Source organism: Oribacterium sp. HCP3S3_B9 (genome assembly GCF_052064255.1).
GTDB lineage: Bacteria > Bacillota > Clostridia > Lachnospirales > Lachnospiraceae > Oribacterium.
In genome coordinates, this window is sequence record NZ_JBQHVY010000003.1 from 100,423 (window position 1) to 113,631 (window position 13,209).

The following is a 13,209-nucleotide window of genomic DNA, read 5'->3' on the forward strand; positions in this document are numbered from 1 at the left end:
CATGCATGCACCCCAGGACATGGCACATGTACCGTCACTTCCGGAAAACATTCCACTGGTTTTCCTTTAAAATATCCATGGCATGGCGAACGCGGTTCGGGCCATGGTGGTATTCGAAGATGAGATTCAGCTCATCATCGCTCAGGTTTTCATAATCACGCGCGGCGTCCGCTATGGAGGCGAAGTACATCTGCCGGAACGGCATCGCGTCGATTTCACGCTTATCAGTATAACAGGTCCCCGCAGTGAAGGAAAGAAGCACCACGAGAGAGAGCATCACAGGTGTGACCTTATGCTGCTGCCGGAAGCGCGTGAAAGCCGCGCCATAGATGAGCAGGAGGCCGAGGGTGCCCGGCAGGTACTGAAGGCCGTAGCGGCTCTGCCATGCGTAGGTTTCCGTCAGGAAGATGTAGCGGGACAGGAAGACGAGGACATGGCTTCCGGCACCGCTCACGAGGAGCAGCATCGGGAAAATCGTCCGGCGGTACTGTCCGGTCCGGAAGTAGAGCAGCACGGCACCGGCATAGAGCAGGATCACGAGGGCACCGAGAAGGTACACCATCGGATACGTGAGCGTCCCGGCCGCGAGCATATCCTCCAGCACCGAGCCAGAAAGCAGGGTGCTGGCGAAGCCGTTCAGCAGAAAATGCAGCGAGAAGCCGCGGTACTGCTGCAGGGTTTCCAGGAGACCGATGTCCTGCGCACCCGTATGCTCGAAGGTGGCCGCCGCGTTACTCATATAGTAGAGCACCAGCGGGACCAGCGCACAGAGGCCGTACCACGGAAGCCGGCGGACGTCGACATTGCGATTCCGAAGAAAGACGAGGTAGCCATAGGCCACGAGGAGGGTCGCCGTGTACTGCGCGATATACGGGCCGGCCACCAGCAGGGAGAGCCACGGAAGCAGATAGAGCCGCCGCACATCCCCCGGCTTCTGTGTGCCGGTGAAGACGCGCTCGAGCACGAGGTAATGATAAAAAAACAGACCGTAGCTCAGGAAGTGCACGCAGCCGGTGCCGTTCAGAAGCATCTCCCACTTATCGAGGCTGAAGCCGACGAGCATCACTGGCAGGATGATCCAGACGCCGCTTCGCTCCCGGATCAGGTACTGCGCCACCGAGCACATCAGCAGCACGCAGCCCAGGATGCAGAGCACCCGGTCAAACAGCACCGAGTAGCCGAAAAACGTGACATTGATCCAGCGAAGCGGATAGTTGATCGGAATCCGGGTCAGGATATCCGGCACGAAAAAGCTCGTCGGGTCCAGGGTATACGGGAGGTAGCTGTTGATGATGCGGATATAGTCGGAATAGACCACATCCACCGTCGCATGCAGCACATACCAGAGCAGAAACAGCCCTCCGATGAACGGCAGAAGGAGGAGTCCCTTCCGGCACTCCCCCACCCGCTTTCTGCTTCGATTTTCCGTTTTTCTGCTTTCGTGCTTCACTATGGACATCGCACACAGCCTTTCCGTATATCCGCGGGGTGCCCCGGGAACCTTTTCATCTTGTTGACGCTGCATCGAGCGCATCCTACGCCTGCGGAAGCGCCTCCCACGCGGCCAGTCCGAAGGTCTGGGCGGTCACATCGATGTAGCCACGGTTTCCATGCTCCATGAGGACGACGCTGTTCTCCACCGTCGCGTCGGCCGGCATCTCGTCCGGGCGGTTGATGAAGTGAATCTCCGTGCCCTGTCCGGTCTTCTCCGGGTCAAACGGCTTATAGAAGTACTCCGCATAGAAGTCGCTCATCTCGTAGTAATTATAGTAGATATACACCTGCTTCTTTCCGAGGAACTCCCCGGCACCGACTGCGTCGATCGTACAGTCCGCAAGCGAATTCACACGATCCTGATCGAAGAAGAAAAAGATGTTCGGATAATGCTGTCGATCATAATGCTCCACCGGTGTCATCACGGCCCCGTACGCCATAAAAAGGAGCGAGAACGCGAGGACCATGGCCATTCCGTGGCACGCTGCCCGTTCACCCGAGGCACTTATGGAAGCCGTCGACGCTCTCTGCACGGTGGCTGCACGCGTGCGCACTGCCCTGCCGGCTTTCGCTTTCACAGCTCCAGACTTCGCGATCTCTCCGAGCATATAGGAGAGATACAGAAGCGCGGCGGTATAGCTCACATAGACCCAGCGGGTTTCCAGACGGATCGTGATGGAGCTCGAGCCGATGCAGAGGGCGATGAAGCAGATAAAGAGAAGGTTCTCCCCGATCAGACACGGCGTGATCCGTCCCCTCTTCCAGGCCCCACGTACATAGAGCACGAGCATCAGGAGAAGGCAGAGCCAGCTGAGGACGATCAGTGCCTGTACCCAGCGGGCGGAATCCGCGAAGGACACGCCACAGAAAATCGCGTGGCCTGCATTGATCCCGAAGATGTAGGCGACCTGCGAAAACGCGAAGCCGAGGGCCTGGGCGAGGGAAAAGGTGTCCTGCACCTTCGTGCCGGCCGTACCGACCGGGATCGCTTCCCCGGCCACCACCACACGGGTGCCGAAAAAGACGGCGAGGATCAGAAGCGGCAGAAGCAGCTCGACGGTCCGCCCGAGGCGGTTCATCGCTGGTATTTCGTCCGAAGCCGCACAGGACGTCCGGGACGGTGCGAAGCGTCGGCAGAGCCGCCGCTCCGTGAGGTACTGCGTGAGCACCGCGAGGTAAAAGAGCGGGGCCAGCGCGATATAGCGCTCATGGGTGAAGATCACGAGGAAGAAGCAGAGACAGGCGCGCAGGTAAGCACGCGTGCCGCGGCCCTCCATGTAATCGAAAAGGCCCCAGAGGGTCAGCAGCGCAAGCAGCAGGGCGAGGGACTCGAGGAGTCCGAGCACCTGTGCGATCTGGTAGGCCGCGAAGTGCGACTGCAGGTAGAGCATACCGGTCAGGAGACCGACGGCCTGTCCGATCCGCATGCCCTGCGGCGTCCGCGTGAGGCGGCTCAGGCGACGGCTGAAGAAATAGATCACCCAGGCGATCGCGACGTTCAGGAGCACGTTGAAGCGGGCATACCAGTGCACGTGCGGGCCGATCAGACGAAACTCGAGGTAGCTCAGCGCCCAGTAGAACGGGCGGAAGTTTCCCTTCGTCACCTTCGGAAAGGTGAAGGACCAGAAATCCTCACAGCCATAGAAGGACCAGAGGTAGAGGTCGTCACCATAGAGTGCCCGTATGCTGAGGTGCCGGTTGATAAACAGCCCAAACAGAAGGAGCAGGATGAGTGCCACGCCTGTCATAAGAACATGTTTACTGTTTTGGGTCTTGCTGATATGCGCCATACGCCTTCTTATAGAAGTGCATCAGCATATCCGTCACCGGTGCCGAATGCAGCTTCCGGAACACTTCCCGTTCCTCTTTCTCCCGATTGTGATTTTCGATGTTTCGCATCGTCTCCGCTCCGGCATGCACACGGTAGGCCATGAGTGGTTTCTCGATGCAGATGAAGCGCCCCGGTTCACGTGCAAGGCGGATCAGGGTATCCCAGTCGATGACGAACTTATAGTCGTTCCGGAACAGCGGTGCCGGACAGTACTTCGTGTGATAGGTACAGCTCGGACAGCCGATGCCGTTGCCGTAGCGGAGGGCCGAGAGCTTCACAATCGTACGGTCCGCATGCGCATGGTCCTTCAGCCGAAGCCGCAGGATGCGCTTCACCTTCTCCGAGCTTCCGTCGATCGTGTTGCCCTCGCCATCGATCGTATCGTAGCGACAGCAGAATACCGACATATCCGGGAAGTGCTGGAAGGCATGCAGCAGTGCCTTCGTGTAGTCCGGAAAATACAGATCGTCCTGGTGGGCGATCGTCACGAGCTCCGAGCGCTCCGCGCCCATCTCATAGGCGAAGTTCCAGTCCTGCTGCAGCCCGTGTGCGCCATTCCGCACATAGACCGGGTAGCCGAACTGCGCGCTCAGCTTCGTGATATAGCGGTTCGGGGTCGAGGTACAGATGATCACCCGGCTCTCGATACTCTGCATTGTCAGCGAATGCAGAAGAAGCGGAAGGTAGGGTGACTCTCCATAGGCTGCGACCGCGAAGCAGTGTTTATAATGCTTACGTGTATTCATGTTTCTTTAGCATCTGCAGAATGCGTCTTTCGAAGCATCCTGCACTTCATATCTCATATGCCGCTGTCATAAACAGCGGCATGGTACTTCCATATGGTTTATACGTTCCGGCCGGTTTCGAAATCATCTTTAATCTTCGCCCAGGCACCCTCCGGTGAGTAGAAGGTCGAGATGAAGCTGACGGCGTTGTGCGCCATCTGCTCGATCTCCTCCGGATGCCTGTAGAGGTGGATAACCTCCTGTGCAAAGCCGGTCGGATCATCCTTTATACGCAGGGCCGTCTCTGCCGCCGGGATACCCTCGGCACCACAGCTTGTCGTCACCACCGCGGTTCCCGCGTGCAGCGCTTCGACGACCTTGCCCTTGACACCGGCACCGAAACGAAGCGGTACCACGACGACGCGGCTCCGACGATACATCTCGTCGAGCTTCTCGATGCTGACAAAGCCAAGCACATCCACATCCGGCCGCGCGTTCAGCGCGAGCACCTCGTCATCTGCATGAGACCCGATAACGTGGAGTACCACGCCCGGAATCTCCGCCTCGATCTGTGGCAGGATATCCTTCACGAACCACAGGAGGCCATCCTTGTTTGGCGGGTGCGCGAAGCCACCGACAAACAGGAGATCCTGCTTCTTCGCATAATCCTCATCGAGGACGGCCGGCGCATCGTATACAAAGGAGGTGATGGCCTTCACATGGATGGTCGGATCCTCCTTATGCACGATCTCCGCCTCTACCTCGGACGGGAAGTAGCTCATGTCGGCCTTGCGCATCACGGCGTACTCGACGCCATGCCAGTACTCGGCCTCCTCACGGGTCTTTTCGTTATGGTCGATCGCATACTCGCGCATCAGACGGAGGGAGTGAAGGTCGGATCCATGGTAGATGATCTTCATATCCGTATGGTCGCGGATGTAATCGATGTAGCGTGCCGCGATGTGCGGACGGCTGAGATAGGCGATCCGGATGAAGGCGCTGTTCCGCTCGATCCAGCCCCAGATGTCCGCCTGGAGCTTCGCACCATAGAGCACCTCGATGCCGAGCTGCTCGAGCGCGGAGGTGTACGGCTCCTCATGGGCGAAGTTGTCGCCGAGGAACTTCACGCGCCAGCCCTGACGCAGGAAGAGCTGCATATACTGATAGTCCAGCTTACTGCCGGCATCCTTATCCCAGGTCGGTACATAGTGGTCGATCATCAGCATGCATGGCCGGTGCTGACCACGCTCACGGGCGTCAAACGGGTTCGGGTTGCCATCATTGACACACTGCTCCCGAAGCTCGGCCGCCCACTTCTCGCGGAACTTCTCCTGGTTCACGACCTGATAATGCTTCAGGCTCGAGGTATCCGAGGTGTCCGTGCCGTTCGAGATGCCCTCGAAGTGGATGACGACGGACTTCGGCTGGAACATAACCTTCTTTCCGTGCTTCCGCACCTCGAAGGCAAGGTCGGTATCCTCATAGTACGCCGGCGCGAAGCGCTCATCGAAGCCGCCGATCTCCTTCCAGAGCTCGGTACGGATCATGATCGCGGCACCTGAGATGAAGTCGACCTCCTTCACATAGTTGTACTCCGGGTCCGCCGGATCCTGCAGACGGCCATAGTTCCAGCCGGAGCCATCCGACCAGATGATGCCGCCCGCCTCCTGGAGACGACCGTCCGGGTACACGAGCTTACTGCCGACCATACCGATGCTCTCATCGCGCTCGATCAGCTCGACGAGGGAGGACAGCCAGCCCTCCTGCACCTGCGTGTCGTTATTTAAGAAGAAAATATATTTACCACGGGCGATGGAGGCCGCCTGATTACAGTTCTTCAGGAAGCCCATATTCTCGCGGTTTCGTGCCACGACGAGGTTCTCCGCATACTGGCCGATCTCACGGGTCGCGTCGGTCGACACATCGTCCGCGATGATGACCTCGTATGGGGTCGCTGCGAAATCCGTATGCTCCTTGATGCTGATGAGGCACTGGTAGGTATAGTGGATCTGGTTGTAGCATGGGATGACGATGCTGACAAGCGGTGCATCGCTTCGCTCAAACTTCACTTTTCCGTAGCTTGCATACAGATCACCGACATTGAAATCCCCACGGATCCGGTTCTTGCCATCCTCCGTGAAGTACATCGGAAGCATCTTCGCCGGGTGGCGGAGGGTCCGCTTCACATAGCTCAGCACCTTCCGCTTACGGGAGCCGACCGGGAAATGGTGGTTCAGGCTGTTCCGAAGGCGGGTGCCCACGCGGGCCTTCAGGCTCTGGCGGGCCATATAGTAGTCGCGTTCGGCGATGAGGGACTGGATGTCACGCTCATGCACCTGAATCACGTTCGTGAGGTTTGCGACATGCACCTGGGTGAGGCGGTTGACCTCGCGCTCCTTCTGGATCGTGATGTCCCGCTCCTTCACCTCGCGCTGCAGCTCCTGTGCATCGTGGAGGGTCTTCGTATACTCCTCCTCGAGGGCGCGGAAGCGCTTTACGGTGACCCTATCGTTCAGGAAGGCATGCATGCGCTCGCCGTCCTGTCCATGAATCTCCTCCTGGAAGGATCGCTCACGCTCAGCGAAGGCGTCGAGCTCCGGCTTCGAGAAGCCGAAGTTCCGGAGGAAGGCCAGCACATCCTCATAGGCCAGGAACTCCCGGTACTCCATGTACCAGTAGTAGAGGATACGGTACTGCAGGAAACGGACGTCGACGGCTTCCTCGAAGACCCACTCACAGTCGATGAGGGTCGGCCGGTCAGCGGACATGATGATGTTATCAAACTGGCAGTCGAAGTTCGCCGGCTGCACACTTCCATCCTTCGCGCCGAGCACGAGGTCGACGCTCTCTGCGAGCTCCCGGATCGGTGCGACACCGTCCTTTATCATATCCCGCAGGATCTCGCTCAGACTCTGTCCCTCGACGAACGGATAGCGGATGAAGCTCAGGAACTGATAGCTTCCGAGGGCACGACTGGTCTCGACGGCACGGAGTACCGTGAGCTGCGGGTTCGCTGCAGCGATCGCCTCTGCCTTCTCGCTGAGTGACTCGATGTGTGCATTGGCCGCAGGCGTCGTACCGGCCTTCACCGCGAAGCGCTTCCCCTGATCATCCCGGTAGAGCAGGGTCTTGATGGCGTATTCCGGCTTGCGGGTCGAATTATACTTGATGTAGTCCGGAAGGAAGCGGCGGTAATCCCTTGCCTTCGGGCGGACGCTGTCATCCGGCTGATAGATGTAGAAGTAGGCCGGCGCGAACTCGCGGAAGCGGTTCTCCCGGATGAGGAGTGCGGTCTTTTCGTCCTCCTCAGAGACGTCCGGCATGCGCGCATCACTATAGAAGTGAAGCGGTACGCTGAGCTCCGGCGTCAGATAGTAGAGGGTATCCCGTGCGCCCGGCTTCTCCTCACGAAGGGTCGCACGCAGGGACGCGAGCTCGGACCAGCGAAGATAGAGGACATCCTCCTTCCGGTCGCTGGAAGCCATACGGTCGATGTCGAGGGCGTTTTCGATGCCCATCAGGATACGGCCACCCTTCTTCAGCCAGGTTTCCGTCAGGGCATGCAGCATCGTGTGGACGTCGCCCTGAAACAGACGGAGGATCTTCTTCGTCAGCACCGGGATCACGACATAGTCGTAGGTGCTGTCGTCGAGACGGCGGGATACCTGATGTACGCGCGGCTCGAGGAGGGTCACGAAGGGTGCCGTCGTCTCCTTATCGCCGAGCACCAGAACCGACGCGTCGCGCTCGCGGCCCGAGGTTACGTCCTCGAAATAAAACCATTCGATGGTATTGGTGATGTGTCGTGAAAAATCCATTAGTGTTCACGCCTTTCCAGAGTCACCTCGGACTCCATATCGTACACACCCACGGTGTTCTTGTTCGAAAGAACGGTGATGGATGCGACGTCATACTTTCTGTCATAGACCACATGCTCGCCCTCCTCGAAGCCCGTGCAGGACATACTGAGGAGATACTCGCCGCCCTGCAGGGTCATCCGCTGGGTGAAGGTGCAGGTATATTCATCGCCCGCCTTCACCGGCTGGATATCGCAGCCCTCGATGAGGGTGTTCGTGCCGGTGAGATCCGCGCCGCGCTTATCCTTGATGGTGAAGGTAAAGATCGGGGCCGCGATCGGGGCGTTGAAGCGGATCCTTTCCTTGATGGAGAAGGTCTCGCCCTTTACGATGACGTTCGAGATCTTCCCGCGCTGGTCGAGGATGCCGAGATCCCAGATGGTCGCGCGTCCGTCGCCGTAGTGCTGGACGTTCGGGTTCAGGTTCAGGCTGTCCTGCATGAGCGGTGCTGTCTCGTGACCCGCGGAGGTACCGGTGCTGTGGTCGCCTGCATTGGCTTCCCCGGACGCGTCCTTCGAACGCTGGATGCGGGTCGCCGGGCCGTCCTCGCCCTCTGCGAGGGCCGCGGCACCGACACTGTCGACGCCGAAGTTCTGGCCGTCGATGAAGTCCACTGCTGCCTGTGCGTCGGCCTGGTGCTGCGCATAGCGCTGATCCTCCTCGGTGAAGCGGCCGGCGAGAATCTTCTTATACAGATCAACCATGTCGCCCGGCAGTCCCTCGGAGACCTTCTCACCCTTGTTCAGCAGGATGACGCGGTCGCAGTACTTCATGACGGAGCCGAGGTCGTGCGTGACCATGAGGATGGTCGTGCCGTTCCGGCGGAGCTCGTCCATGCGATGATAGCACTTCGCCTGGAAGAAGACGTCGCCGACGGACAGTGCCTCATCGACGATGAGGATCTCCGGGTCCATCGCGACGTAGAGTGCGAAGGCGAGGCGGACGAACATACCGGAGGAGTAGCTCTTGACCGGCTGGTGCACGAAATCGCCGATGTCTGCGAAGTCGAGGATCTCCTGGAGCTTCTCGTCCATCTGCTCCTTCGTGAAGCCCATCATCGTACCGTTCATGTAGACGTTCTCGATGCCGGTGTAGTCCGGGTTGAAGCCGGCACCGAGCTCGAGGAGCGCACAGACGATACCGTGGATGCTGACCGCACCCTCGGACGGTGTCAGGACGCCGGTGATGATTTTCAGCATGGTCGACTTACCGGAGCCGTTGGTACCGATGATGCCGACGGCTTCACCCTTTCGTACCTGGAATCCGACGTGGCTCAGGGCATAGAAGTCCCGATGGTAGTTCCGGTGCGTGAGGCTCACCGCCTCCTTCAGGCGGTCGATCGGCTTATCGTACAGGCGGTATATTTTCGTGACGTCCTGAACATCGATGACGATGTCGGACGAGCTGTGTTCTGTATTCTTCGTTTCCATATAGTTTATAAGTGAAGGCGCCGTGGTTTCCGGCGCAAACAAAAATCCCCAGATGCGTTTCTGCGCATTTGGGGAATATTTTAGCATAGTTGCTTCTATTTTTCCATATAGGATGGTAAGTCTCCAGCCGGGTCCTCTGGCTGAATGAATTATACGATCAGGCCTGTGGGGTCTTGTAGGTGTTCACGTTGGTTGCGCCGGTTGACGGGAGGGTGCCGGTGTAGCTCATGCCGGTGCTGGTCTGCGTCGTGGTGCTGCCCGTCGTGCCGGTCGTTGTCGTTGTGGTGGTGCTGGTCGTGGTCTGGGTGGTCGTGCCGGCGGTCGGGCCTACGTTCGGGGAGCCTGCGTTCGTCACGAGGTGTCCGTCACTTGCGTAGTAGCTGTAGGTGCCGGTCGTGGTGTTATAGTTATAGGTCTTCGTCGTCTGCGCGACACCAGCCGGAGAAAGGTAGGTGCCGGCGGTTACGCCGCTCTGATTCAGCTGGCTCTGATCCTGGGTCTGGATCGTCGGGAGTGTCGCGTTCGTATAGGTATTATTCGGGCCGGTGCCACTGCCCCTCTTCGGCAGTACCTTCGCGATCGTGGTGACATCACCGATCTGGAGGTTTGCGTTCGCGGCTGCGGTGTTTGCAGCGAGCTGCTCGGTGGTCAGGGTCGTCTCCTGCACGACGTTTCCTCCGCGGGCGGCCTTCGCCGCATCGACGGCAGCATTGGCTGCGGCGATGGACTGTGCGGTGTTTGCGCGCTGCGCGGCCTCAGTCGTGAAGGTTTCGGCGGTCATCGTGACGGTCGGTGCCGGGGTGCCGTCCGGAGCCGGCTGTCCGGCGTATACACATACCTGCTGTCCGGTCGTCGTCTCGGTCCAGATTGCGATCGGGCCCTGCAGGGTATACTGCCATGCGGCCATCGACGGCATCGCGCTCATCAGGGTCATCGCCGTCGCGCTAGCCAGAAGCTTCGTCCAGTTTAATCGTCTCATATCTCTTCTCCTTTAAGGATCTCTCTTCGTTCTTAATGGGAGTATAGCACAGAATGGCGTACGGAATGCTTACAATTTTTTGACAGTAAGTCAGAGACCCCGGAGGGATGCCGGCAGAAGCACAGTATGGCTTCTGCCGGCACCCCTCCGGGGCTCTTGTCTTATCTGTGAATCTCTGCGTCGAGCCGATCCCCCTTCAGATCGAGGGTGATGGTGTCGCCTTCCTGTACCTTATCCTCGAGGATGATGCGGGCGACGAGGGTTTCGACGTTCTTCTGGATGAAACGACGAAGCGGACGTGCACCGAACTGCGGATCATAGCCGTGCTCGGTGACATAGTCACGCGCCGCGTCGGTGAGCTCGATCTTCAGCTGACGATCCGCGAGACGGCGGTTGATGTCGGCCACCATGAGCTCCGTGATATGCGCGATGTTGTCCTTCGTCAGCGGCTTGAACATGATGATCTCATCGAGACGGTTCAGGAACTCCGGACGGAAGGAGCGGAAGAGCTCGTCGTGTACCTGCTTCCGTGCGTCTTCAGTAATCTCACCATTTGCGTCGATACCGTCCAGCAGATACTGCGCACCGAGGTTCGAGGTCAGGATGATGATGGTGTTCTTGAAGTCCACGGTCTTGCCCTGGCTGTCGGTAATCCGACCGTCATCGAGAATCTGCAGGAGGATGTTGAAGACATCCGGATGCGCCTTCTCGATTTCGTCGAAGAGCACGACAGAGTATGGCTTTCTGCGGACAGCCTCGGTCAGCTGACCACCCTCCTCATAGCCGACGTAGCCAGGTGCAGCACCGATCAGTCTCGATACGGAGTACTTCTCCATATACTCGGACATATCGATACGAACCATGGCGTTTTCGTCATCGAAGAGGTTCTGTGCGAGGGACTTCGCCAGCTCCGTCTTACCGACACCGGTCGGACCCATGAAGAGGAACGAACCGATCGGCCGTGTCGGATCCTTGATGCCGGCCTTCGAACGCTGGATAGCTTCGACGACCTTCTCTACCGCCTCGTCCTGGCCGATCAGGCGCTTGTGGATCTCGTCCCCGAGATGCAGCACCTTCGAACGCTCGGACTCGTTCAGCTTCGATACCGGGATGCCGGTCCAACGGCTGACGATCTTTCCGATCTCATCCTCGGTCACGGTCTCCTGGAGGAGTGCGCGATCCTCCCCATGGACGCTGTTCTCCGCGTCCGCCAGCTTCTTTTCGATGGCCGGAAGGTCGGCGTACTTGATCTGGGAGGCCTTTGCATATTCGTCTGCCTGCAACGCCCGATCCATATCCTTCTTCAGCCGATCCCGCTGCTCGCGGAGTGCCTGCAGGTCGCCGGCTGACTTCTTCTCGTTGTCCCACTGTGCCTGCTTCGTGTCGAACTGTGACTGCAGCTCGGCGAGCTCCTTCTCGATGTCGGCGAGACGCTGCTTCGAGAGGGTATCGTCCTCCTTCTTCAGCGAGATCTGTTCCATCTTGAGCTGTGTGATCTTACTCTGCAGGGCAGCCATGTCCTCCGGCATCGACTCCATCTGAGTCTTCACCATCGCGCAGGCCTCATCCACGAGGTCGATGGCCTTATCCGGCAGGAAACGGTCGGAGATGTAACGATCACTGAGCGTCGCCGCGGCGACGAGTGCGTTGTCGCTGATCGTCACACCGTGGTACTTCTCGTAGCTTTCCTTGATACCACGCAGGATATAGATGGTATCCTCGACCGACGGCTCATCGATCATGACCGGCTGGAAACGACGCTCGAGCGCCGCATCCTTCTCGATGTACTTATGATACTCGTTCAGCGTCGTCGCACCGATGCAGTGGAGCTCACCGCGCGCCAGCATCGGCTTCAGGATGTTGCCTGCATCGAGCGAGCCCTCCTGGTTGCCGGCACCGACGATGGTGTGCAACTCATCGATGAACATGAGAATCTGCCCCTCGGACTTCCGGACCTCATCGAGTACCGCCTTCAATCTTTCCTCGAACTCACCACGGTACTTCGCACCGGCGACGAGGGAACCCATGTTGAGGGCGAAGATCTTCTTATCCTTCAGGCTCTCCGGTACCTCTCCATCCGAGATACGCTGTGCGAGACCCTCGACGACGGCGGTCTTACCGACACCCGGCTCACCGATCAGCACCGGGTTGTTCTTACTTTTACGGCTGAGGATACGGATGATATTCCGGATCTCATCATCACGCCCGATGATCGGATCATCCTTCTGATCCTTCGCGCGCTGCACCATCTCGTAGCCGTACTTATTTAAGGCATCATAGCTGTCCTCCGGGTTATCGGACAGGACACGCTGATTATGTCTCACCTCGGCGAGGGCCTTCAGGAAACCATCCTTCGTGATGCCATACTGCTGGAACAGCTTCTTCAGCGTCGGATCGGCTTCCTTCATGAGGCTGAGGAAAATGTGCTCTACGGAAACATACTCATCGCCCATGGCCTTCGCATGCTCCGCTGCCTTCGTAAGCGCCAGGTTCGCCCTCTGCGAATAGTGTGTATCACCGGCACCCGATACCTTCGGGAGACGGCTGATCTCATCGGTGATGGATGATTTAAACTGATCCATCGGTACACCCATCTTCTTCAGAAGCTGCGTGATCAGACTGTCATCGATGGTAATCAGCGAGTAGAGAAGATGAACCTGCTCCACATACTGATTTCCATATTCACTGATGATATTCTGACAGTTATTGATCGCTTCGATCGATTTCTGTGTAAATTTATTAATATTCATAAGACTGAACCTCCTTATTTCCTTCGGATAAAAATATTATAGCGCGGTTGTTAGCACTTTCAAGCATCGAGTGCTAATTAAATTATAAATTTTCTATAACGAAAACAGTTCAGTCAAAGGCCCCGGAGGAGCGCCAGCAAAAG

General features: G+C 58.2%; 7 protein-coding genes. All 7 read right to left on the reverse strand.

Annotated features, from left to right (window positions below):
* Window positions 1-34: 34 nt before the first annotated feature.
* The 7 genes from ACTNC3_RS03195 to clpB all read right to left on the reverse strand — a co-directional run bounded on the left by ACTNC3_RS03195 (window position 35) and on the right by clpB (window position 13,066).
* Window positions 35-1,459 (reverse strand): hypothetical protein, encoded by a 1,425-nt coding sequence (locus ACTNC3_RS03195; protein WP_441226431.1) that lies wholly within the window; start codon window positions 1,457-1,459, stop codon window positions 35-37.
* A gap of 76 nt (window positions 1,460-1,535) precedes the next feature.
* The gene (locus tag ACTNC3_RS03200; RefSeq protein ID WP_441226432.1) at window positions 1,536-3,242 is read right to left on the reverse strand and encodes a hypothetical protein; all 1,707 of its coding nucleotides are present in this window, start codon (window positions 3,240-3,242) and stop codon (window positions 1,536-1,538) included.
* A gap of 10 nt (window positions 3,243-3,252) precedes the next feature.
* A complete protein-coding gene (locus ACTNC3_RS03205) occupies window positions 3,253-4,071 on the reverse strand; it encodes a glycosyltransferase family 2 protein (RefSeq protein ID WP_441226433.1) in 819 nt (272 codons plus the stop codon).
* A 98-nt stretch (window positions 4,072-4,169) separates the two neighbouring features.
* Window positions 4,170-7,868, reverse strand: coding sequence for a glycosyltransferase (locus tag ACTNC3_RS03210; protein WP_441226434.1), 3,699 nt, complete (start codon window positions 7,866-7,868; stop codon window positions 4,170-4,172).
* Window positions 7,868-9,337, reverse strand: coding sequence for an ABC transporter ATP-binding protein (locus ACTNC3_RS03215; RefSeq protein WP_441226435.1), 1,470 nt, complete (start codon window positions 9,335-9,337; stop codon window positions 7,868-7,870). Before ACTNC3_RS03215 ends, ACTNC3_RS03210 begins: the two co-directional genes overlap by 1 nt.
* A gap of 157 nt (window positions 9,338-9,494) precedes the next feature.
* Window positions 9,495-10,316 carry a hypothetical protein gene (locus ACTNC3_RS03220; protein ID WP_441226436.1) on the reverse strand — a complete coding sequence of 274 codons (822 nt, stop codon included), beginning with the start codon at window positions 10,314-10,316 and terminating at the stop codon, window positions 9,495-9,497.
* A gap of 161 nt (window positions 10,317-10,477) precedes the next feature.
* Window positions 10,478-13,066 (reverse strand): ATP-dependent chaperone ClpB, encoded by a 2,589-nt coding sequence (clpB, locus tag ACTNC3_RS03225; RefSeq protein ID WP_441226437.1) that lies wholly within the window; start codon window positions 13,064-13,066, stop codon window positions 10,478-10,480.
* Window positions 13,067-13,209 lie beyond the last annotated feature (143 nt).